The following is a 22,311-nucleotide window of genomic DNA, read 5'->3' on the forward strand; positions in this document are numbered from 1 at the left end:
CCCAACCCGGAATGCGACCGCATGCGGGCACGGTTGTAGTAGGGCGTGACTATCAGACTTGGTTTGCAGATCCCGAACTTTTCCTATGGCACGTCCGTCGCCGAGTTGTTTCCCGCGGTCAAGGCGCAGGCCGCCGAGGCCGAGGCCGCCGGATTCGACACGGTCCTGCTGATGGACCACTTCTATCAGCTGCCGGGGCTGGGGGAGCCCGACGAGCCGATGCTGGAGGCCTACACCGCGCTGGGAGCGCTGGCCACGGCGACCGAGCGCGTGCAGCTCTCGACGCTGGTGACTGGCAACACCTATCGCAACCCGACCCTGTTGGCCAAGGCGATCACGACGCTGGACGTCGTCAGTGCCGGGCGCGCGATTCTGGGTATCGGGGCCGGCTGGTTCGAACTGGAACACCAGCAGCTGGGATTCGACTTCGGCACCTTCACCGAGCGCTTCGAAAAACTCGACGAAGCGCTGCAGATCATCGTGCCGATGCTGCACGGTGAGCGGCCGACGTTCGACGGGAAGTGGTATCACACGGAGAGCGCGATCAACGAGCCCCGCTACCGCGACCACATCCCGGTCATGCTCGGTGGCAGCGGCGAGAAGAAGACGTTCCGGTTGGCAGCCCGCTACGCCGACCACCTCAACCTGATCGCCGACCTCGATGCGCTGCCCGGCAAGCTGGAGGTACTCCGGCAGCGCTGCGCCGAGATCGACCGCGACCCGGCGACTTTGGAGACCAGCACCCTGTTGACGGTCGTGCTCGACGATGCTCCCGCCGATATCGGCGAGGCGCGCGGTGGGCGGGCGGTTATCGGCACTGCCGACCAGGTAGCCGATCAGATCAAACGCCGGGTGCTCGACGTGGGTGTCGACGGCGTGATCGTCAACCTGCCGACCCACGGCTACACGCCCGGCGTCATCACCAAGGTGGGCGAGGCGCTGCGGCCACTTGTCGATGCGTAATCATGGTTTGATGCCGACCGATAGTCATAGCCTGCTCGAGCCAGGTCGACATCCACGATGGACAGCGGCAACGTGCCGTGTTGCGGGCTCGTTGAGAAGGAAAGGGCGGCAACGTGAGTCGGCTCGAGGAAAATCGATCCCTGTACCAGGCCTACCTGAAGTGTTGTAACGAGCACGATTTCGACGGCATGGCGTCGTTCTACACCCCAACCATCAAAGTCAACGACGCCCCGATGGATCCCGCCGCCGTTGCCGCGCAATTCGCGCCGATAATCTCCGCGTTCCCGGATTGGCATTGGGACCTGCGGCATCTCGTCGTCGACGACGACTACATCTCGACCCACTTCACCGTCACGGGCACCCATCGCGGCGTCTTCGAGGGCGTGCAGCCCACCGGCCGCCGAGTGAGCCTGTCGCAGTTCACTCTTTACCGCGTCGAGGAGGGCAAGTTCGCGCAGGTGTGGGACCTCGCCGATATGGGCGCGGTCATGCAGCAGATCGGGCGGGGTTAACCCCGGCGCGTCAGTGCGCGCCGGGCGGCAGGCCGGGCGGCGTGGTCACCGTCGTGGTCGGCAGGTAGGTGGTGGTCAGGCTCGGGGTGACCGTGACGGTGCTCGTGCTGACCGACGGCGGGGGCAGCACGGCCGTGGTGGTCACCGTCGTGACGCTGCTCGTCGTCGTGCTGGGCGAGGTTGACGAGGCCGACGCCGCAGCAATCACGCCGCAGGCCACGCGCTTGTTCGACTCACCGGTGGGAGCACTGCTCAGGTTGTCCGCGCTCTGGTGGACGATCAGCGAGGTACCCGCGCTGTTGCGCAGGTCCGCAGCCGTCAGCAAGTTGGTGGTCGTCACGAGCTTCGCCGAGCCATCGGAGCGCACCTGCAGTGCGGTCAGGTCACCACTGGCGGGAAAACCCGTGTGATCCGACGCCTGGTAGACGCTTCCCGCCGATTCGAAGTCCGGCGCATCACATTTGCCGACCGCGTGGACCATCAGCGCGTGGAAACCAGGAGTCAGCACCTGGTTAGGGCCGGCGTCCACCGTCACCGTTGCGTAGCCGTTCGCGAAATCGATGGTTGCGGTGCCGATCTGATTTCCGTCGGCACCCTTGAGCTGCGTGGTCAATCTTTCCGCGCCGGGCGGCGCGCTGGACGACGACGTGGCGCCCTGGTTGCCCTGCTGATTCGCGCATGCGGCCAGCGGCGCGATGGTTGCGGTCAGCGCCGCGACGGCGAAGGATACGCGCTTGTTCATAAGCCGGGGCCTACCCGCCTCGGCCGGTGCCGAAACGAAGGTGAACATTGATGAGCAGGCGCACACTTACCCCGCGGCTCGGGGCATCGGCCCTCGGCTTCGTCGCCTATACCGCCGTGATGCTGGTGCTGGAACGGCGCATGCGTGCGACCGGCGGCCCTGGCATCATCCCATTTGAGTTGGCCGGCAACGCTTCTCGGGCCGAGACCATCATGGCCGCCTGGGGCGACGACGGTCGGCGTGCCGCGCGGATATCCACCTGGCTGGATTTCGGCTATATGGCCAGCTACGGCAACCTGTTGGCCCTGCTGGTAGAACGCACCCGCCGACGGTGTGGCCACCCGGCGGGTCTGCCCGCCCTCGTGGGTGTCGCGGTGGCCGGTGACGCGGTCGAGGGCGTCTCGCTGCTCAACGTGCTGCGCGGCAACCGCGTCGCGGACAATGCGCGGCGCGCGCGCACCGCGGCGCTGATCAAATTCGCCGTGCTCGTTGTCTCACTCGCCTACGTCGCGGTGGGTTCGATGCAACCGTCAGCGCGAGGACGTGCCGATGCGGACTTCTGAGGTCAGGTGCAGCCGCGGGCGTTGATCAGGCCGAGCGGCGGATGCCGCGGTTGCGGCCGATGTCGCCCTTGAGCAGCATGTCGCGCTCGGATTCGGACAGGCCGCCCCAAACCCCGTACGGCTCACCGACGTCGAGTGCGTGCGAGCGGCACTGCTGGATCACCGGGCACTGCCGGCACATTTCCTTGGCGCGCTGCTCACGCTGCATGCGGGCACGGCCACGCTCGCCGTCGGGGTGAAAGAACATCGAGGAGTCGACGCCGCGGCACAGTCCTTGCAGCTGCCAGCTCCAAATGTCTGCGTTGGGACCAGGTAGCTGCTCCGGCTGTGGCATGGCTAGTTCCCTCTCTGCACGGCACGCCCAAGTGAGGTTTGGTTCGCAAAGTGAGTGTGCAACTGATTTAAGGGTGGCGTCACCGATGACTACCCGTCATTGCTAGAACTTAGGTGGGGCGGTGAATTTACGTCAATAGGCGCTTAGTGTGACAAAGTATATAGAGGTTGGAGCAGAATTAACTCCGCGTTCATCCGCCACGCATTTGGCGTAGGAGAACGGTGCTACCAGGGACTTGACCAAACCGAGATTTCCCAGCTCAGCGCCCGAGGGCGGTCAGACGCCATTTATTACAGAGATGATCGTGATTAACATTTCAGTAACACCAGCAGCACGAACTGTTTACTACTATCACCGTGATTGAAACTGGTCACACGTCCATGATTGCGCGGACGCTGTCCGCGGCCGCCTTCGGCGACCAGCCGGCTCGCTGGCCGCTGCCGACGGCGAGGACTCCGAGCGAACTCTGGCTGCGGGCCGTGGCGGCCGGCGGGCAGGGCCGCTACGGCAGCGCCTACCGGGATCTGGCGGCGTTGCGCCGCGACGTGCCGACCGGCCCGCTGCTCTCGCTGGCCCACAGCACGCAGGGATCGTTTCTGCGCCAACTTGGTTGGCACACGCGGGCCCGGGGCTGGGACGGTCGCGCTCTCGCGCTCGCCGGCGCCGATCCCGAAGCCCGCGCCGACGCGTTGATCGGATTGGCGGCCGATGCTTTGGGCGTCGGCCGGTTCGGCGCCGCGGCGACACTGCTGACTCGCGCGGACGCGGAATTAGCGAAGGAAGTGCCCGACCGGCTGCCGGTACGCCGGGGTTGGGTGGGCGCCGAGCTGGCGATGGCCAGGGGCGACGGCGCCGTCGCGGTCCGTCAGGCCGAGCATGCCGTCGAGCTAGCGGGCGCCATGAAGCGACCCTCGGACCGGCACCGGGTCAAAAGCGATGTGGTGCTCGCCGCCGCGCTGTGTAGTGCCGGCGAGATGGATCGCGCCCGTGCCGTGGCCGACGCCGCGCTGGACGCCACCGGCCGTCTTGGGCTGATACCGCTGCGTTGGGCCTCGGCTTGCTTGCTGTTCGATATCCAAAGCGTCACGATTTCCGGGCCGAAATTGGCCGAAATTCGGGATATCTGCGCAGGCCAGGTGCGGCGCGCCGGGGGGACGTGGCCTTCCGGCTGAATCGGCTTTCGGCCGTTATTGTCATTGCGAGAGTTAGCCCGCGATGTGCCTCGTTTGTAACGTTGGAGATACCGCCGTCGATGACAATTCAAGCGGAACGTCTCGACGCTGTGGTTGCCGAAGCCGTAGCGGGAGATGGAAACGCCCTACGGGAGGTGCTGGAGACCATCCGTCCGATAGTGGTGCGATATTGCCGGGCGCGAGTCGGCACCGTCGAGCGGGGTGGCCTGACAGCCGACGATGTGGCTCAGGAGGTGTGCTTGGCGACGTTGACAGCACTGCCGCGCTACCGCGACCGAGGACGTCCCTTTCTGGCCTTTCTGTACGGCATTGCGGCGCACAAGGTGGCCGACGCTCATCGCGCCGCCGGCCGCGATCTCGCCTACCCGTCCGAATCCGTTCCCGAGCGCTGGTCCTCGGAGGCGGGCCCCGAGCAGCGGGCCCTGGAAGCCGATTCGGTCAGCCGCATGAATGAATTGCTCGAGATCCTGCCCGCCAAGCAGCGCGAGATTCTGATTCTTCGCGTCGTCGTCGGTCTGTCTGCCGAAGAGACAGCTGCCGCCGTGGGCGCAACACCAGGAGCCGTCCGGGTAGCTCAGCACCGAGCTTTGTCGCGGCTCAAATCCGAGATGGTTGCGGCGGGGGACTATGCCTGAATTTGGGCCTGAATCTGGCTTTACGGACCGACCGGGACTCGACGAGCTGACCCGGAGCGATCTGCTCCTCGACGCGCTCGCCGAACGTGCGCCGATCGATGTCGACGACCCCAACGAGGACGCGCTCACCGCACTGCTGGGGGATTGGCGCGACGACCTGCGATGGCCGCCGGCCAGCGCCCTGGTGTCGCCGGAGGAGGCCGTCGGAGCGCTGCGCGCCGGAATGATCGAGCAGCGACGGAGCCGGCGCGGCCTGGCGACCATCGGCTCGGTGGCGGCGACGTTGATCGCCCTGAGCGGCTTCGGCGCCATGGTGGTCGAGGCGCGTCCCGGTGGAACGCTGTACGGCCTGCACTCGATGTTCTTCGACGAGCCGCGCAGCAACCAGAACCAGATCATGTTGTCCGCCAAGGCCGACCTGGCGAAGGTGCAGCAACTGATCGACAAGGGGCAGTGGACGCAGGCCGAGAATCAGCTGGCCGAAGTCAGCAGCGCTGTTGCGTCGATGAACGACAGTGCCGGCCGCAAGGAATTGTTGGACGAGATCGATCTGCTGAACGCGAAAGTCGATTCCCGCGATCCGAACGCGACGCTCCCGCCGGCCGCGCCGGCGCCGAACTCCGTGGTGCTGCCCGCCCCGCCATCGCCAAAGGGGATCAGCCCGAGCGCAACCCCGTCGGCGCCCCGTAAAACGCCCTAGTCGGGCTGCGCAGTAGCTTTAGTGGCGGCGGTGAAATCCGTCGGCGTCTGACGTCGCTTCGTTGAGCGAGGCGTCGGCGTACCCCCGGCAGTAATCCCAGGTGACGTAGGCGTCCGGCTCGGGGTCGTAAGCGGGTTCGTGCGGGCGGACGGTGCCGTCGATCAGCAGCTGCAGCAGGTTGGCGCGCAGCATGTCCCAGTCGTGGTAGTGGTCTTGCTGACACTCGTCGCAACACACCACGAGTCCACGAATTCCCTTGTGCGCCAACAGGGCTTCGTACACGGCCAGATCAGCCAGGTCCGCCTCTACCGCCATCCGCTCTTGCTGATCCAGCGGTTGTCCAGGTTCGACGGCGTCCAGCGCCGCCGACGGGTCACATGGGTCGTCCGCGAAAGGGTCGGGTGGCAAACCCGGGGGGAGGTGGTCACGCACGCCCCTAGCCTACGCAGCCAGGCCGTGGTAACGCCAGCAGGCAGGTCTGCGTCGATTCGGCCGGGCGGCGCGCCAACAGGTGCGGCTCCTCGACGTTCGGGACCGATAGGATGGGATTCTCGCTCCTCGCGCGTATGGAGGGTTTCACCGATGTCCCGTGGCACGTCCCACCTCGAAGACAGCTCCGACCTGGTCGCAAGTCCCTACCTGCGGGTCGGCGGGCTGGCCGACGAAGGGGTGCCGACCGGGGGAGACAACCCCAACAAGGTGGCCATGCTGGGCCTGACCTATGACGATGTGCTGCTGCTGCCCGCTGCTTCCGATGTGGTTCCGGCCACCGCCGACACTTCCAGCCAGCTAACGAAAAAGATCCGGCTGCGGGTGCCGCTGGTCAGCTCCGCGATGGACACCGTCACCGAGTCGCGGATGGCCATCGCGATGGCCCGCGCCGGCGGCATGGGTGTGCTGCACCGCAACCTGCCGGTCGCCGAACAGGCCGGCCAGGTCGAAATGGTCAAGCGGTCGGAGGCCGGCATGGTCACCGACCCGGTGACCTGCCGTCCGGACAACACCCTGGCCCAGGTCGACGCGCTGTGTGCCCGGTTCCGGATCTCCGGCCTGCCCGTCGTCGACGACTCCGGCGCGCTGGTCGGCATCATCACCAACCGCGACATGCGCTTCGAGGTCGACCAGACCCGCCCGGTCTCCGAGGTGATGACCAAGGCGCCGCTGATCACCGCCCGCGAGGGCGTCAGCGCGGACGCGGCCCTGGGCCTGTTGCGCCGCAACAAGATCGAGAAGCTGCCCATCGTCGACGGCCACGGCCGGTTGACCGGGCTGATCACCGTCAAGGACTTCGTCAAGACCGAACAACACCCGCTGGCCACCAAGGACAGCGACGGCCGGCTGCTGGTAGGCGCCGCCGTCGGCGTCGGCGGTGACGCCTGGGTGCGCGCGATGATGCTGGTCGACGCCGGGGCCGACGTGCTGATCGTCGACACCGCGCACGCGCACAACCGCACGGTGCTGGAGATGGTCGGCAAACTCAAGGCCGAGGTCGGCGAGAAGGTCGAGATCATCGGCGGCAACGTCGCGACCCGCTCGGCCGCGCTGGCGCTGGTGGAGGCCGGGGCCGACGCCGTCAAGGTCGGGGTGGGACCGGGCTCGATCTGCACCACGCGGGTGGTGGCCGGGGTGGGCGCACCTCAAATCACGGCGATCCTGGAAGCCGTCGCGGCCTGCGGACCGCACGGTGTGCCGGTGATCGCCGACGGCGGACTGCAGTATTCCGGCGACATCGCCAAGGCGCTGGCCGCGGGCGCATCGACGGCCATGCTGGGCTCGTTGCTCGCCGGCACCGCCGAGGCGCCTGGCGAGCTGATCTTCGTCAACGGCAAGCAGTTCAAGAGCTACCGCGGCATGGGGTCACTCGGCGCCATGGCGGGCCGCAGCGGCGCTGGGTCTAGTGGCAGGTCCTACTCCAAGGACCGCTACTTCGCCGACGACGCCCTCTCCGAGGACAAGCTGGTGCCCGAAGGCATCGAGGGCCGGGTGCCGTTCCGCGGTCCGCTCTCGTCGGTGATCCACCAGCTGACCGGCGGCCTGCGCGCCGCAATGGGCTACACCGGCTCCCCGACCATTGAGGTGCTGCAGCAGGCGCAGTTCGTCCGGATCACCTCCGCCGGACTCAAGGAAAGCCACCCGCACGACGTCACGATGACCGTCGAAGCACCGAACTACTACGCCCGGTGAGCAGCGAACTGAACATGGTCGAGATCGGCATGGGCAGAGTCGCCCGTCGCACCTACGAACTCAGCGAAGTCAGCATCGTCCCGTCCCGACGCACCCGCTCGTCGCAGGACGTGTCGACCACCTGGCAGCTGGACGCCTACCGGTTCGAGATCCCCGTCGTGGCCCACCCGACCGATGCGCTGGTGTCGCCCGAGTTCGCGATCGAGCTGGGCCGGCTCGGCGGGCTCGGCGTGCTCAACGGCGAGGGCCTGATCGGCCGGCACGCCGACGTGCAGGCCAAGATCGCGCAGCTGGTCGAGGCCGCCGAAAAGGAGCCCGAACCGTCGGCGTCGATCCGGCTGCTGCAGGAGCTGCACGCGGCGCCGCTGAATCCGGACCTGCTGGGCGCCGCGGTGGGCCGCATCCGTGAGGCCGGCGTGACCACCGCGGTCCGGGTCAGCCCGCAGAACGCTCAGGCGCTCACCCCGGTCTTGCTGCAGGCCGGCATCGATCTGCTGGTCATCCAGGGCACCATCGTCTCGGCCGAGCGGGTCGCCTCCAACGGTGAGCCGCTCAACCTGAAGAGCTTCATCTCCGAGCTGGACGTGCCGGTCGTGGTCGGCGGCGTGCTCGACCATCGGACCGCGCTGCACCTGATGCGTACCGGCGCTGCCGGCGTGATCGTCGGCTACGGCTCCACCCGGGGCGTGACCACCAGCGACGAGGTGCTGGGCATCAGCGTGCCGATGGCCACCGCGATCGCCGACGCCGCGGCCGCGCGCCGCGAATACCTCGACGAGACCGGCGGTCGCTACGTGCACGTGCTGGCCGACGGCGACATCCACACCTCCGGTGAGCTGGCCAAGGCCATCGCCTGCGGCGCCGACGCGGTGGTGCTGGGCACCCCGCTGGCCGAAAGCGACGAGGCGCTCGGCGGCGGCTGGTTCTGGCCGGCCGCGGCGGCGCACCCCTCGTTGCCGCGCGGCGCGCTGCTGCAGATCGCCGTCGGTGAGCGCCCGCCGCTCGAGCAGGTGCTCAACGGTCCGTCCGACGACCCGTTCGGCAGCCTGAACCTGGTCGGCGGCCTGCGCCGGTCGATGGCCAAGGCCGGCTACTGCGACCTCAAGGAATTCCAGAAGGTCGGCCTGACCGTCGGCATTTAGCTGTTCGGCACTCGAGCGTCACGCCAGCGTGGCCGTCACCGCCGAGCGTCACGCCAGAGTGACGACTAGGAAACGCTGGCTCGTTACTGGCCGGTAAGTTCATACTGGTGGGAATGAAGCCAGATTTTGACGTCCTGATCATTGGTTCGGGGTTCGGCGGCAGTGTCAGCGCGCTGCGGTTGACCGAAAAGGGTTACCGCGTCGGTGTTTTGGAGGCGGGCCGGCGCTACGCCGACGACGAGTTCGCCAAGACGTCGTGGGACCTGCGCAAGTTCCTGTGGGCGCCCCGGCTCGGTTGCTACGGCATTCAGCGGATTCACCCGCTCAAAAACGTGCTGATCCTGGCCGGCGCCGGGGTGGGCGGCGGATCGCTGAACTACGCCAACACGCTGTACGTGCCACCGGATCCGTTCTTCAACGACCAGCAGTGGAAGCACATCACCGACTGGCGCGGCGAGCTGATGCCGCACTACGAGCAGGCGAAACGCATGCTGGGCGTCGTGACGAACCCGACGTTCACCGACGCCGATCGCATCATGAAGGAGGTCGCCGACGAGATGGGCTGCGGCGACACCTTCGTGCCCACCCCGGTCGGAGTGTTCTTCGGTCCCGACGGCACCAAGACGCCCGGACAGACGGTGCCCGACCCGTTCTTCGGCGGGGCGGGCCCGGAGCGCACCGGCTGCCTGGAATGCGGCTGCTGCATGACGGGGTGTCGCTATGGCGCCAAGAACACCTTGTTGAAGAACTACCTCGGCCTCGCGGAATCGGCTGGCGCGCAAGTTATTCCGATGACGACGGTGAAGAGTTTCGAGCAGCGCTCCGATGGGCTGTGGGAGGTTCGCACCGTGCGCACCGGAAGCTGGCTGCGCCGGGACCGGCGCACCTATACCGCGAGCCACCTGATCCTGGCCGCGGGCACCTGGGGCACTCAGCATCTGCTGTTCAAGATGCGGGACACGGGCCGATTGCCACGTCTCTCAAAGCGTTTGGGCGTGCTGACCCGGACCAACTCGGAGTCGATCGTCGGCGCCGGACGGCTGGAGGTCAGCCCGGACCTGGACCTGACGCACGGGGTGGCGATCACGTCGTCGATCCACCCGACCTCGGATACCCACATCGAACCCTGCCGCTACGGCAAGGGCTCCAATGCGATGGGGCTGCTGCAGACCCTGATGACCGACGGCCCAGGCCCACAGGGCACCGACGTGCCGCGGTGGCGCCAACTGCTCGACGCCGGCGGTGAGGACCCGCGAAAGATGCTGCGGCTGCTCAATCCTCGGCAGTGGAGCGAGCGCACGATGATTGCGCTGGTGATGCAGCACCTGGACAACTCGATCACCACGTTCACCAAGCGTGGCAAGCTGGGCATCCGCTGGTATTCCAGCAAGCAGGGGCACGGCGAGCCGAACCCGTCGTGGATCCCGGTGGGCAACGAGGTGACCCGCCGCATCGCCGAGAAGATCGACGGCGTTGCCGGCGGCACCTGGGGCGAGCTGTTCAACATGCCGCTGACCGCGCATTTCCTGGGCGGCGCGGTGATCGGCGACAGCCCCGAACGCGGCGTCATCGATCCCTATCACCGCGTCTACGGCTACCCGTCGCTGCTGGTGGTCGACGGCGCGGCGATCTCGGCGAATCTGGGTGTCAACCCGTCGCTGTCGATCACCGCGCAAGCCGAGCGCGCCGCCTCGCTGTGGCCCAACAAGGGTGAGGTCGACCAGCGGCCGCTGCAGGGCGACGACTACCAGCGGCTGGACCCGATTCCGCCGATGCACCCAGTGGTGCCGGCCGATGCGCCCGGCGCGCTGCGCTGGCTGCCGATCGACCCGGTGAGTTCGGCCGGCTAGCTCGCGATCACCTCGAGTGGGGCGCCCTTGACCACCATGCTGCGCTCGCCGTGCACGTTGACCGGCACGTCGCCCATCAGGGTGACCCGGTGCATCAGGCGCTTCTGGTCGTCGTAGTCGTCGATCGCCCGGTGCTGGGTCGCGCGGTTGTCCCAGATGGCGACATCACCGGTTTCCCAGTGCCAGCGAATGGTGTTCTCGGGCTTGGTGATTCGCTTCTGCAGCAATTCCAGCAGGGCGCAGGACTCGTGGCTGTCCAGGCCGACGAAGTTGCGCACGAAGTTGCCCGCGATCAGCGCGCGCTCACCGGTCTCCGGATGCACCCGCACCACCGGGTGCTTGGTCTGGAACTCCTGCTTCTCGAACGCCTGCCGGAACGCCCGCTGGGCGTCGCTCATCGACAGGACCGCTTCGGCGGTCACGTAGTCGTAGCGGTTGCTGTGCAGCGCCCACAGATTTTCGACGAGGCACTTCAACGGCTCGGGCAGGTCGTCGTAGGCCGCGACCGTCGAGGCCCATAGTGTCGATCCGCCGTAGCGGGGCAGGGTGATCGCCCGCAGGATCGAGGCCGCCGGGTAATTCGCGGCGAACGTCACGTCGGTGTGCCAGCGGTTGGCCTTGCCATAGTCGGAGTTGATCGGGGTGACGACCGGCGCGCCTTTGGCCGCGAGCGCCCCGGCGGCCGGATGGCCGACGGGCGTGCCCAGCAACCCACCGAATGCCAGCTGCTGCTGGTCGTCGAGGTGGTGCTGACCGCGGAAGAAGATGACCTTGTGGGTCAGCAACGCCCGGCGGATCTCCTCGACGGCGGCCGGGTCGAGGTCGCCGCCGAGGTGCACCCCGTCGACCCGGGCACCGATCCGGCTGCCCAGCTTGGTGACGGTTATCTGGTTTGTCATGTCTGTGGTCCTTGCCTGAAACTTCGGGTGTAGTCAGTTGACTAACCCAGAGTGTAGTCAAACGTATACAGATTCGGCAAGGGGATTTTCGCGCGACCGGCTCCCACCGCAAAGCGGCAGGTCAAGTGGGAAATTTGAAGTTCAGGACGCCGTGGAGTCAAGCGCGGCGGCGACTTCGTTCTGCTCCATCTCGGCCACCTCGAGGTAGACCTCGGCCACCTGGGCCAGTCGGTCGCTGCCCGGTTCGCGGGCCTGCAACAAAGACGCCAGCGCCGCCACGCTGCGGGCGGCAAAGATGTCGGCGACCATCACGGTGGGGGTGTCCAGCCAGGCGCGCACGCGCGCGACCAGCTGGGTGGCCAGCACCGAATCTCCGCCGAGGCCGAAGAAGTCGTCGTCGGCGCTCACCGTCTCGACCCGCAGCAGACCGGCAGCGATATCGGCCAGCGCCCGTTCCAGAGGTGTGGACGGCGCCCGCCGGGCGAACTCGGCGGTCCGTTCCGGTAGGGCACGGGCGAGCCGTTCGCCCGCGGCCTTCCGGTCGATCTTGCCGCCGACGGTGTAGGGGATCTCGGGGACCAGCACGATGAGGTCCGGAACCATGTGCGGCGGAACCAATCCGGCCAGCGCGGCGGTGAGCTGTGACGGTGTCAGCGCGGGATCGGTGACCCGGGCCAGCGCCGCCAGCTGCTCGCGCCCGGCTGCCGGGATCACCGCGGCGACGGCGCCGTCCACCGACGCCAGCCGATTGAGCGCTCCCTCGACTTCGCCGAGTTCGACCCGATACCCGCTGATCTTGACCCGGTGGTCGGCGCGGCCGACGAACTCCAGCGTTCCGTCCGGTAGGTAGCGCGCCAAATCGCCTGTGCGATACCACTTCTCGCCGTCATGCTCGACGAACTTGGCTTCGGTCAGGTCCGGCTGGCGGCGGTAGCCGCGGGCGATGCCGCGGCCGCCGACCCAGAACTCGCCGGGAACCCAATCGGGGCAGTCGGATCCGTCGGCGGCGACCACGCGGCAGCGGTTGTTCGGTAGCGGATGGCCGAACGGCACTGCGGCCCAATGCTTCGGCAACTCCGCGGGCTCGCAGATGGTGTTGTGGATGGCCGTCTCGGTGGCGCCGCCGAGTCCGGCGACGCGGACCCGCGGTGCCTGGGCACGCAGCGCACGCACCAGCTCGGTGCGCACCCAGTCGCCGCCGGTGGGCACCACGCGTACCGTCGAGATCCGTCCCGAGTTGACCGCGACCAGCATCTCGAGCCAGCCCGGCAGCCAGTGCAGGACGGTGACCCGGTGTTGTTCGATCATCTGGGCCCAGGCGTCGGGATCGCGCCGCTGTTCCTCGTCCACCACCACAATCGAGCTGCCGGCGCGCAGCATTCCGAAAATGTCCAGCACCGAGATGTCGCATTCCAGGGTGGACAGCGCCAGGCACCGATCGCCGGCGCCGATCTCGAAGTGGGAGTTGATGAACTCGACGGTGTTCATCGCGGCGTCATGGCTGACTTCCACGCCCTTGGGTTCACCGGTGGAGCCCGAGGTGAACAGCACGTAGGCGACGTCGGCCGGATCGGTGACGGCCGGCTGGGTGCCGGCGGCGACAGGCAGGCCCTGCGCGACGGCCTCCGACACCGTGAGCGCCGGCACCGCCACTTCGTCGAGCCCGGGGGTGCGGGGCCCGCACACCAGCGCCGAGTGCACACCCGCGCCGCCCAGGATGCGTGCGGCGCGATCGGCCGGCTGGTCGACGCCGATCGGCAGGTATACACCGCCGGCGGCGTGAATGCCCAACAGCGCCGGGATCTGCTCGGCGGTCTTGGGACCCAGCACCGCGACCGCGTCGCCGCGTCCCACCCCGCGTGCCCGCAACGTCGCACAGACGGCGAGGGCTTGTTCGCGCAACTGCGCGTAGGTCAGGTCGCCGAGGCTGCTGTAGACCGCGGGCGCGTCGGGCTGCGCGGCCGCACAGCGAAAGAAGCCGTCGTGCAACGCTTCTGCGCTCGGCGCCGTGGTCACGCCGTTGAGCTCGGCGCGCAGGGCGCGCTGTTCTTCCGGCAGCGCGGGCGGATCGGGTGCCTCCCAGGCGGCGTCGTCGCTGGCCAGCCGGATCAGCTCCGCGACGTGGTAAGCGAACATCGCCTCGGCCACGCCCGGCCGAAACGCGTCCGCGCGCACGTCCCAGTTGACCAGCAGGCCGCCGTCGAACGGGGTGGCCTGGGAGTCCAGCAACACCTGCGGTCCCTGCGAGATGTGCCAGACGCAGGCGCCGAACTGTTCGGTGACTTCGCCGTCGAACAGGTCGCCGAGTCCGAGCCCGCTGGTGAAGACGAAGGGCGCCAGCGTGGGCCGGCCGCGGTGCCGGGTCAGGTCGCGCAGGATCGACAGCCCCGAGTAGCTGGAGTGTGCGGCGCTGGCGTGCAACGACTCCTGTAGCACGCGGGACCGGGCCGCCGCGGTCGGCGCTGCGGTGAGGTCGACATCGAGCATCAGCGACGTGGTGAAGTCGCCGACGAGTTTGTCGACGTCGGCATGGAACGGCTCGCGGCCGAACATCGGCAGGTTCAGCAGGAACCGCGAATTGGTGGACCAGCGCGCCAGCGTCCCGGCGTAGGAAGCGGCGATCGCCATCGCCGGGGTGATGCCGCGCCGGTGGGCCGCGGCCAGCAGCGCCTCGCGAATATCGGCGTCGAAGTAGTGCCAGAGCCGGATGTTGCGGCGCGGATTGGTCTGTTCGGAGGCTGGCACCAGCGGGGGCGACGGCGGTTCGGGCAGGTCGGGCACCCGCTCGGCCCACCACTGGCGGTCCGCCTCGGACACCGGGGTGGCCGCCGTCAGCGCGGCCCGGTACTCCCGATAGGTGTAGCCCAGCTCGGGCAGCTCGCCGCCGCGATAGAACACGGCCAGGTCGGCCATGAAGTTGCGGTAGCTGACGGCATCGGCGGCCGACATGTCCATGTCGACGTGCAGGCGGGTGCGCCCGCCGGACATCAGTGTCAGCGCGATTTCGAGCACCACGCCCTGCAGGATCTGGTGCGATTTCGTGTCGCGGATCTCCTCGAGCCGCCGCTCGGCCGAGGCGGCGTCGAGCTCACGCAGGTCGATCACCTCGACCGGCAGCGTGCGGTCGGTGATCCGCTGGGTGCCGTCGGGCAGGATCTCCACCCGCAGCATCGGATGACGGCGGGCCAGCGCGGCCGCCGCGACACGCAGCCGGTCGGGGTCCACACCGGTGCCGTCGAACTCCACATACAGGTGCGGGGCCACGCCGCCGAGCGCCTGTTCCTCGTTGCGGCCCAACCACAATGCGTGCTGGATGGGAGCCAACGGGAAGGTTTCGCCCCCATCGTCGTCGGCGGCCTGGGGTGCCTCGTCTTCGGTCGCGCTGTCGCACAGCGCCGAGACCATCCGCGTCCACGCGGAGACGGTTGGGCTCTCGGCCAGGGCGGCGAAACCGATGTCGATGCCCTGCCGGCGCCACCGGCCGGACAGCGACATCATCCGGATCGAGTCGAGTCCGGAGGCGATGAGGTCGGCGTCGGGGTCCACTTCGTCGGGGGCGACGCCGAGGAGTTCGGCGACCTGCTCTCGGACGCTCAGTGAGCTTGTCGCGCCGCGACCCATTGTGTGAAACCTCTCAGCAATTAGTGAAGGCTGCCCTAACTATGTGGAGGCTACCCTATATTAGGCTTCTCTCAGGTAACTTACCCCCGGAAGGGCCGCCAACCGCGATGAGCACCGGATTTCATCCCGACGCCGAGGTCGGACGACACGAAAGTGTGGACCTCGCAACGGGATTCGTGCCGTTTCCGAGCGACAGGGCGGACTCCTATCGGCGGGCGGGCTATTGGGCCGGGCTGCCCTTGGACTCGATATTGCGCGAGGCCGCGCACCGCTGGCCGGACCGCTGCGGCATCGCGGATGCCCGCGTCAGCTACACCTTCGCCGAATTCGACGCCCTGGCCGATCGCATCGCCGGCGGCCTGATCGAGCTCGGCTTCGTCGCCGGCGACCGGGTGCTGCTGCAACTGCCCAACTCCTGCCAGTTCGCGTTGGCGCTGTTCGGGCTGTTGCGGGCCGGTGTGGTGCCGGTGATGTGCCTGCCCGGCCACCGCACCGCCGAACTGAACCACTTCGCCGGCGTCAGCGGCGCGGTCGGGATGATCATCACCGACAAGGCCGGTGGCTTCGACTACCGCGACATGGCCGCGGCGCTGGTGCGCGAGCACCCACGGTTGACCAGGGTGCTGGTCGACGGCGACCCCGGCGACTTTCGGGCCTGGTCCGACGTCGCGAACCTCGCCGGCCCGGACGTCCGGGCAAACACGGCACCAGATCCGGGGCTGCCCGCGTTGCTGCTGGTCTCGGGCGGCACCACCGGCCTGCCCAAGCTGATCGCCCGGACCCATGACGACTACCGCTACAACGCGTCGGCCTGCGCGGCCGCGTACGGAATGACCACAGCGGACGCCTATCTCGTGGTGCTGCCGGCCGGGCACAACTTCCCGTTGGCCTGTCCGGGTCTGTTGGGTGCGATCACCGTGGGCGCCAAAACCGTATTCACCGACGACCCCAGCCCCGAGGCGGCCTTCGCGCTGATCGACCGCCACCAGGTCACCGTCACGGGGTTGGTCAATGCGCTCGCCAAGCTGTGGGCACAGGCGTGTGATTGGGAGCCCGTGCTGCCGACCTCGCTACGGGTGGTCCAGGTCGGCGGGTCGCGGCTGCTGCCCGACGAGGCCCGGTTCATCCGGGAGAACCTGACGCCGGGCATGCAGCAAATCTTCGGGATGGCCGAGGGGATGCTCAACTTCACCCGCCCGGGCGACCCCGCCGAGGTGGTGGACAACGTGCAGGGCCGGCCCATGTCGCCCGCTGACGAGATGAAGGTCGTCGATGAGAACGGCGACGAGGTGGCCCCGGGCGCCGAAGGCGAGCTGCTGGTGCGCGGGCCGTACACGATCAACGGCTACTACCGCGCCGGCGAGGCCAACGCGCGCTGTTTCAGCCCCGATGGTTTCTACCGCAGCGGCGATCGGGTGCGGATCTTCGCCGACGGCCCGCGGGCGGGATATGTCGAAGTCACCGGCCGGATCAAGGACGTGATCCACCGCGGTGGCGAGACCGTCTCGGCGTCCGACCTCGAGGAACACCTGCATGCCCATCCGGCCGTGGCCGACGCGGCGGCGGTCGCCTTGCCGGATCAGTACCTAGGCGAAAAGATCTGTGCGGCAATTGTTTTCAAGGGCACACCGTTCACCCTGGCCGAGCTCAACGGATTTCTCGACGGCCGCGGCGTCTCTGTCCACGCCAAGCCGGACGTACTGGAAGCCATGCATTCGCTGCCCAAAACCGCGGTGGGCAAGGTCGACAAAAAGCAAATCGTCGTAAGCCTGACCCGGGCATGAACGACGCTCCGACTGACATGACAGTGAATGGTGGCCCCGATGACCAACTTTCGGCATCGAACGTGAACCCGGAACCGATCGCCGTCATCGGCCTCGGCTGCCGGCTGGCCGGTGATGTCAGCACCGCCGAAGCGTTCTGGGATTTCCTGCTGGCCGGCGGCAGTGCGGTGCGCGAGGTGCCCGCCGACCGGTGGGAGCCCTATCTGTGGCGCGACCCGCGCAACGCCGCGGTGCTCAAGGACACCACCCCCTGGGGCACGTTCATCGACAACCTCGCCGGTTTCGACGCCGAGTTCTTCGGGGTCTCGCCGCGCGAGGCCGAACTGATGGACCCGCAGCAGCGGCTGGCCCTCGAGGTCAGCTGGGAGGCGCTCGAACACGCCGGCGTGCCGCCCCGGTCGCTGGCCGGCAGCGACACCGCCGTGCTGATGGGCGTCAACTCCGACGACTACGGCAAGCTCCTGATGGAGGACCTGCCCGGCATCGAGGCGTGGACCGGTATCGGCACCTCGCTGTGCGGGATCGCCAACCGGGTGTCACACCTGCTCGACCTGCGCGGCCCCAGCGTCGCGCTCGACGCCGCCTGCGCGGCCTCGCTGGTGGCGGTGCACCAGGCCTGCCAACTGCTGCGCTCCGGCGAGACGGCGCTGGCGCTGGCCGGTGGCGTCAGCGCGCTGATCGGACCCGGATTGACCCGGGTGCTCGACCAGGCCGGCGCGACGGCTCCCGACGGTCGCTGCAAGACCTTCGACGCCGCCGCCGACGGCTACGGTCGCGGCGAGGGTGCGGCCGTGGTGGTGCTCAAGCGGCTCGCCGACGCCGTGCGCGACGGCGACCGGGTGCTGGCCGTGGTCCGCGGCGGCGCGGTCGCCCAGGACGGCCGCACGGTCGGCATCATGTCGCCCAACGGCGCCGCCCAGGCCGATCTGTTCCGGCTGGCGTGCCGGTCCTCGGCCATCGACCCGGCCACCGTCGACTTCATCGAAGCCCACGGAACCGGCACTCCCACAGGCGATCCCGTCGAAGTGGGGGCGCTGGCGCAGGTGTACGGAGCCGCCCGGCCCGACGACGATCCCGCGCTGGTCGGGTCGGTCAAACCGAACACCGGCCATCTCGAGGGCGGTGCCGGCGCCGTCGGCCTGATCAAGGCCGTGCTGGCCCTGCACCACCGCAGGATTCCGCCGACGGCGGGCGTGCGCAACCTCACCCCGGCTGTCGACTGGGCCGGCAGCGGCCTGCGGGTGCCGACCGAGGCGCAGGACTGGCCGCGGCGGGCGGATCACCCGCGCCGGGCGGCGGTCTGCAGTTACGGCTACGGTGGCACCATCGCGCACGTGCTGCTCGAGGAGGCGCCGTCCGCGGCCGCGCGGGTATCCACGAAACTGATTGGGCCAGTGGCGATTCCGCTGTCGGGTCGTTCGGAGAGCCGGCTGTGTGCACAGGCCGCCGCACTGGCCGCGCACCTCGATCGCCGCGACATCTCGCTGACCGACGTCGCGGCGACGCTGTGGGCCCGCCGCAGCCATGAACCGGTGCGCGCGGCCGTGGTCGCCGACGGGTCCGAGGAACTTCTGGGCGGGTTGCGCACGCTGGCCGACGCGGGCCGCGACGCCGCCGTGGTGCGCGGCACCGTGCTGGCCGGTGCCGAAGACGGTGCGGTGTGGGTGTTTTCGGGGCACGGCTCGCACTGGCCGCAGATGGGCCAGGAGTTGCTGGCCGGCGAACCGGCGTTCGCCGCCGTGATCGACGCGGTCGATCCGGTCTTCGGCGCCGAACTCGGCTTCTCGGCGCGCGAGGCGCTGACCCGCGGCGAACTGGGCGGCACCGATCAGGTGCAGGCGCTGACGTTTGCGATGCAGGTCGGACTGGCCGCGGTGCTGCGTGAGCGCGGCGTGCGTCCCGCTGCGGTGATCGGACACTCCGTCGGCGAGGTAGCGGCCTGCGTGACCGCGGGAGTCTTCGACCTGGCGCAGGGGGCGGCCGTGGCCTGCTATCGCGCCCGGGGTTTCCGCAAGGTGATGGGCCAGGGCGCGATGGCGCTGGTACCGCTGCCGTTCGCCGATGCCCAGCAGCGGATAGGCGACCGCAGCGACGTCGTGGCGGCCATCAGCGCGTCGCTGACCTCGACGGTGATATCGGGCACGGTCGCGGCCGTCGACGAGGTGGCCGGCCGCTGGGCCGACGACGGCCTGATGGTGCGCCGCGTCAAGACCGACGTCGCGTTTCACAGCCCGGCGATGGACACGCTCACCGCTGATCTGGCGCGGCTCACCGGTGCGCTGCCGAAGCCATGGCCGGCCCGGATTCCGCTGTACACCACCGCGCTGGCCGATCCGCGGTCCTCGGCGCCGCGGGGACCGGACTACTGGGTCGCCAATCTGCGCGACCAGGTCCGCTTCGCCGAAGCGGTTTCGGCGGCGGCCGAGGACGGCCACCGGCTCTTCCTCGAGGTTTCGGCCCACCCGGTGGTGTCACACTCCATTGCGGAAACGTTGCTGCACTTGGATATCGAGGCGCACGCGGCCGTCGGCGTGCTACGCCGCGACCAACCCACCCGGCGTTCGATCGCCGCTGCGGTTGCCGCCTTGCACTGCCATGGCGCGCCCGTCGACCACGGGGTCACCGCGGCCACGCCGTGGGCCGGCGACCTGCCGGGCACCCAGTGGCAGCACCGCGACTTCTGGCGCATCCCGAGCGCGCCGCCCGCCGGCCGCGGTGTCCACGACGCCGACAGCCACACCCTGCTCGGGGGCCGACTCGACGTCACGGGCACGGTTCCTGCGCGAGTCTGGGAGACCCGGCTGGACATGTCGACCCGGCCCTACCCCGGCAACCATCCCGTGCAGGGCACCGAGATCGTGCCGGCCGCGGTGCTGCTCAACACCTTCCTGACGGCCGCGGGAACCGATCTGACCGAGGTGCATCTGCGCACACCCGTTGCGCCGGGCCGCACCCGCGACGTGCAGGTGGTGCTGCAGGATCAAGCGCTGGCGATCGCCACCCGACTGGTCGACGAGGACGGTTCCGACGTCGGCGGCTGGCTGACGCACTGCACAGCGGTCGCCGCCGCCACCGATGGCCGCGAGGTGCCACGGCTGGACGAGACCGCGATCCGGGTCCGCTGCACCGAGCAGTTGCCGCCGGACAGCGTGGTGGACAAACTCGCGAAACTCGGTGTCGCCGAGATGGGTTTCGGCTGGGAGGTGGTCGATCTGTGGGCCGGTGACGGCGAATTCCTGGCGCAGGTGCGGGCCGAACCGGACGGGTCGCATCCCTCGACGTGGGCCGGGCTCCTCGATGCGGCCACCTCGGTAGCGTCCACGGTATTCGACGGAGTGCCCCGGCTGCGCATGCCCGCTCGCATCGAGCGGGTGAGAGTCGTTGGCAAACAGTCCGATTCGGTGCTGCTGCACGTTCGCCGTCGCGATCAGGGCACCAGCACCGACGTGACCATCGCCTCGCTGACCGGGCGGCCGCTGGTGCAGGTCACCGGCATGACGTTCGAGGAGCTCGAGAACAGCGGCGGCGACGTAGCGCGGGTCGTGCATCGAATCGACTGGAAGTCAACATCATTCGATGTCGAAGCCGTGCCCGCCGACGTGGTGCTGGTAGGCGGCGATCCGGCCGTCCGCGCTTGGTGCGAACGCGACCTGAAAGCCGCCGGCGTCGCCCACCGGGTGTGTGCCACGCCCGCGGACATCCCCGCCGATCTCGACTCCGAGTCCGTCGTGCTGGTGTTGCCCCGCGCCTCCGAGAGCCCGCTCGAAGCCGTGGACACGGTGCTGGAAGCGCTTAAAGCGCTTGTGCGCCATGACAGCTCGGCTCGTCTGTGGACCCTGACCCGGGGTGTGCACGAGGGGACCGATGTGAGCCGTTCCCCACTGTGGGGCTTGTCGCGGGTGGCCGCCACCGAGCATCCCACGCTGTGGGGTGGCGTGCTCGATCTCGCCGAGGACCGGCTGCCGCTAGGTGTGCTGGCAACGCTCAGCGGCCACGCTGTGGTGGTGGTTCGCGGCGGCGCCGCACTGACCGCCCGGATGGCCAGCATCGTCGGCGCGGCCGGACCGGCGATGGAATGCAGCCCGGCCGGCACCTATCTGGTCACCGGTGGGACCGGCGTGCTGGGCCTGCGTATCGCCGAGCGATTGGCGGATCTGGGTGCGCGCCGCGTGCTGTTGTTGTCGCGATCCGGCCTGCCGGAACGCGCACAGTGGGCGAGCGCGGACAATCAGGCGCAGATCCGCGCCGTGACCGCGCTAGAGGAGCGCGGGGTCTGGGTGCACTCGGTCGCCCTGGATATCGCCGCCGCTGGTGCCGCCGACGAACTGCGCTCGGTGCTGGCCGGCCTGCCGCCGGTGCGTGGCGTGATTCATGCCGCCGGCGTGGAAGCCGGTGTGTTCCTGGCGAATACGACGATCGACGAGATCGCGATGACCATGCATCCGAAGGTCGACGGGGCGCTGGCCCTGCACGAGATGTTCCCGCCGGGCGAACTGGACTGGATGGTGCTGTATTCCTCCTGCGGATACCTGGCCGGCTTCCCCGGGCAGGGCGCCTACGCCTGCGGCAACGCCTTCCTGGATGCGCTGGCCCGGCACCGGCGTGGTCTCGGCGATGTCACGACGAGCGTGGCCTGGACCGCCTGGCGCGGTCTCGGTATGGGATCGGACTCGGGATACGTTGCCGCGCAACTGGATGCGCTGGGCATGGACACCATCGGCTCGGACGACGCGCTGCGTGCCCTGGATATCGCGATGCGGTCGCAGGAGGCCAACCCGGTGGTGCTACCGGTGCTCCCGGAGGCCGCGTCGGTGCCGATCCTTGCCGACATCGCCGCCGCGGTCGCCGCGGATTCGGTTCTGCCGCATCAGGATTTCGCGGTGGTGGGACCGGGCGACATGGACACCGAGGAGTGGGTGAGCCAGCAGGTGCTCACGGCGGTGGCCGCCGAACTCGGCCTGCCCGCCGACAGCGTCGATGCCCGGATGCCGCTGGTCGAAATCGGCGTGGACTCGATCATGACGGTGGCGCTGCGGCGTCAGCTCGAGAAGCAGACCGGGCTGGCGTTGCCACCGACGCTGCTGTGGGAACATCCCACCGCGGCCGCGGTCACGGCACGCATCGTCGAGCTACTCGACAACGAGATCGCTTCCGCCGCAACCGAAGACGGTGCACCGGTGGTGTAACCG

General features: G+C 68.8%; 16 protein-coding genes. 11 read left to right on the top strand and 5 right to left on the bottom strand.

Annotated features, from left to right (window positions below):
* The first annotated feature begins 45 nt into the window (after window positions 1–45).
* Window positions 46–963, top strand: a complete 918-nt coding sequence (locus tag ACAG21_RS02680; protein WP_370494473.1) for an LLM class F420-dependent oxidoreductase — start codon at window positions 46–48, stop codon at window positions 961–963.
* A 113-nt stretch (window positions 964–1,076) separates the two neighbouring features.
* The gene (locus ACAG21_RS02685) at window positions 1,077–1,475 is read left to right on the top strand and encodes an ester cyclase (protein WP_370494474.1); all 399 of its coding nucleotides are present in this window, start codon (window positions 1,077–1,079) and stop codon (window positions 1,473–1,475) included.
* A gap of 10 nt (window positions 1,476–1,485) precedes the next feature.
* Here the strand turns inward: ACAG21_RS02685 and ACAG21_RS02690 are convergent, their stop codons facing one another.
* The gene (locus ACAG21_RS02690; RefSeq protein ID WP_370494475.1) at window positions 1,486–2,217 is read right to left on the bottom strand and encodes a superoxide dismutase family protein; all 732 of its coding nucleotides are present in this window, start codon (window positions 2,215–2,217) and stop codon (window positions 1,486–1,488) included.
* 50 nt (window positions 2,218–2,267) lie between these two features.
* On the opposite strand from ACAG21_RS02690, the gene ACAG21_RS02695 reads away from it, so the two are divergent.
* The gene (locus ACAG21_RS02695; RefSeq protein WP_370494476.1) at window positions 2,268–2,780 is read left to right on the top strand and encodes a hypothetical protein; all 513 of its coding nucleotides are present in this window, start codon (window positions 2,268–2,270) and stop codon (window positions 2,778–2,780) included.
* 25 nt (window positions 2,781–2,805) lie between these two features.
* On the opposite strand, the gene ACAG21_RS02700 is transcribed toward ACAG21_RS02695, so the two are convergent.
* Window positions 2,806–3,114, bottom strand: coding sequence for a WhiB family transcriptional regulator (locus ACAG21_RS02700; RefSeq protein WP_036466967.1), 309 nt, complete (start codon window positions 3,112–3,114; stop codon window positions 2,806–2,808).
* A gap of 356 nt (window positions 3,115–3,470) precedes the next feature.
* On the opposite strand from ACAG21_RS02700, the gene ACAG21_RS02705 reads away from it, so the two are divergent.
* The 3 genes from ACAG21_RS02705 to ACAG21_RS02715 all read left to right on the top strand — a co-directional run bounded on the left by ACAG21_RS02705 (window position 3,471) and on the right by ACAG21_RS02715 (window position 5,642).
* Window positions 3,471–4,286, top strand: coding sequence for a hypothetical protein (locus ACAG21_RS02705; protein WP_370494477.1), 816 nt, complete (start codon window positions 3,471–3,473; stop codon window positions 4,284–4,286).
* An 80-nt stretch (window positions 4,287–4,366) separates the two neighbouring features.
* Window positions 4,367–4,942: a sigma-70 family RNA polymerase sigma factor gene (locus tag ACAG21_RS02710; RefSeq protein WP_207768468.1), complete on the top strand. Its 576-nt coding sequence runs from the start codon at window positions 4,367–4,369 to the stop codon at window positions 4,940–4,942.
* The gene (locus ACAG21_RS02715; protein ID WP_370494478.1) at window positions 4,935–5,642 is read left to right on the top strand and encodes an anti-sigma-D factor RsdA; all 708 of its coding nucleotides are present in this window, start codon (window positions 4,935–4,937) and stop codon (window positions 5,640–5,642) included. The genes ACAG21_RS02710 and ACAG21_RS02715 overlap by 8 nt, the downstream gene beginning before the upstream one ends.
* Window positions 5,643–5,660: 18 nt before the next feature.
* On the opposite strand, the gene ACAG21_RS02720 is transcribed toward ACAG21_RS02715, so the two are convergent.
* Window positions 5,661–6,074: a DUF5319 domain-containing protein gene (locus ACAG21_RS02720; RefSeq protein ID WP_003879523.1), complete on the bottom strand. Its 414-nt coding sequence runs from the start codon at window positions 6,072–6,074 to the stop codon at window positions 5,661–5,663.
* Between the two features lie 150 nt (window positions 6,075–6,224).
* Between ACAG21_RS02720 and guaB the strand changes: the two genes are divergently transcribed.
* The 3 genes from guaB (at window position 6,225) to ACAG21_RS02735 (ending at window position 10,818) form a co-directional block, all read left to right on the top strand.
* Window positions 6,225–7,826 carry an IMP dehydrogenase gene (guaB, locus tag ACAG21_RS02725; RefSeq protein WP_370494479.1) on the top strand — a complete coding sequence of 534 codons (1,602 nt, stop codon included), beginning with the start codon at window positions 6,225–6,227 and terminating at the stop codon, window positions 7,824–7,826.
* Between the two features lie 14 nt (window positions 7,827–7,840).
* Window positions 7,841–8,968: a GuaB3 family IMP dehydrogenase-related protein gene (locus tag ACAG21_RS02730; RefSeq protein ID WP_370494549.1), complete on the top strand. Its 1,128-nt coding sequence runs from the start codon at window positions 7,841–7,843 to the stop codon at window positions 8,966–8,968.
* 113 nt (window positions 8,969–9,081) lie between these two features.
* Window positions 9,082–10,818 carry a GMC oxidoreductase gene (locus ACAG21_RS02735; protein WP_370494480.1) on the top strand — a complete coding sequence of 579 codons (1,737 nt, stop codon included), beginning with the start codon at window positions 9,082–9,084 and terminating at the stop codon, window positions 10,816–10,818.
* Here ACAG21_RS02735 and ACAG21_RS02740 read toward each other — a convergent pair.
* Both ACAG21_RS02740 and ACAG21_RS02745 read right to left on the bottom strand, forming a co-directional pair.
* A complete protein-coding gene (locus ACAG21_RS02740; protein WP_370494481.1) occupies window positions 10,815–11,717 on the bottom strand; it encodes a TauD/TfdA dioxygenase family protein in 903 nt (300 codons plus the stop codon). The genes ACAG21_RS02735 and ACAG21_RS02740 overlap by 4 nt on opposite strands.
* A 141-nt stretch (window positions 11,718–11,858) precedes the next feature.
* Window positions 11,859–15,338 carry an amino acid adenylation domain-containing protein gene (locus ACAG21_RS02745; protein WP_370494482.1) on the bottom strand — a complete coding sequence of 1,160 codons (3,480 nt, stop codon included), beginning with the start codon at window positions 15,336–15,338 and terminating at the stop codon, window positions 11,859–11,861.
* 107 nt (window positions 15,339–15,445) lie between these two features.
* Between ACAG21_RS02745 and ACAG21_RS02750 the strand changes: the two genes are divergently transcribed.
* Together ACAG21_RS02750 and ACAG21_RS02755 are read left to right on the top strand one after the other, a co-directional pair.
* Window positions 15,446–17,122 (top strand): (2,3-dihydroxybenzoyl)adenylate synthase, encoded by a 1,677-nt coding sequence (locus ACAG21_RS02750; RefSeq protein ID WP_370494483.1) that lies wholly within the window; start codon window positions 15,446–15,448, stop codon window positions 17,120–17,122.
* 17 nt (window positions 17,123–17,139) lie between these two features.
* Window positions 17,140–22,308, top strand: a complete 5,169-nt coding sequence (locus ACAG21_RS02755; protein ID WP_370494484.1) for a beta-ketoacyl synthase N-terminal-like domain-containing protein — start codon at window positions 17,140–17,142, stop codon at window positions 22,306–22,308.
* The last annotated feature ends 3 nt before the right edge of the window (window positions 22,309–22,311 follow it).

Origin of the sequence: Mycobacterium sp. pR1184, from assembly GCF_041287235.1 — a bacterium.
Lineage (GTDB): Bacteria > Actinomycetota > Actinomycetes > Mycobacteriales > Mycobacteriaceae > Mycobacterium.

Coding starts and splice junctions, on each gene's coding strand:
- ACAG21_RS02690 (WP_370494475.1), bottom strand. CDS start 2,217: ATGAACAAGCGCGTATCCTTCGCCGTCGCGGCGCTGACCGCAACCATC.
- ACAG21_RS02695 (WP_370494476.1), top strand. CDS start 2,268: ATGAGCAGGCGCACACTTACCCCGCGGCTCGGGGCATCGGCCCTCGGC.
- ACAG21_RS02700 (WP_036466967.1), bottom strand. CDS start 3,114: ATGCCACAGCCGGAGCAGCTACCTGGTCCCAACGCAGACATTTGGAGC.
- ACAG21_RS02710 (WP_207768468.1), top strand. CDS start 4,367: ATGACAATTCAAGCGGAACGTCTCGACGCTGTGGTTGCCGAAGCCGTA.
- ACAG21_RS02715 (WP_370494478.1), top strand. CDS start 4,935: ATGCCTGAATTTGGGCCTGAATCTGGCTTTACGGACCGACCGGGACTC.
- guaB (WP_370494479.1), top strand. CDS start 6,225: ATGTCCCGTGGCACGTCCCACCTCGAAGACAGCTCCGACCTGGTCGCA.
- ACAG21_RS02730 (WP_370494549.1), top strand. CDS start 7,841: ATGGTCGAGATCGGCATGGGCAGAGTCGCCCGTCGCACCTACGAACTC.
- ACAG21_RS02735 (WP_370494480.1), top strand. CDS start 9,082: ATGAAGCCAGATTTTGACGTCCTGATCATTGGTTCGGGGTTCGGCGGC.
- ACAG21_RS02740 (WP_370494481.1), bottom strand. CDS start 11,717: ATGACAAACCAGATAACCGTCACCAAGCTGGGCAGCCGGATCGGTGCC.
- ACAG21_RS02745 (WP_370494482.1), bottom strand. CDS start 15,338: ATGGGTCGCGGCGCGACAAGCTCACTGAGCGTCCGAGAGCAGGTCGCC.
- ACAG21_RS02750 (WP_370494483.1), top strand. CDS start 15,446: ATGAGCACCGGATTTCATCCCGACGCCGAGGTCGGACGACACGAAAGT.
- ACAG21_RS02755 (WP_370494484.1), top strand. CDS start 17,140: ATGACAGTGAATGGTGGCCCCGATGACCAACTTTCGGCATCGAACGTG.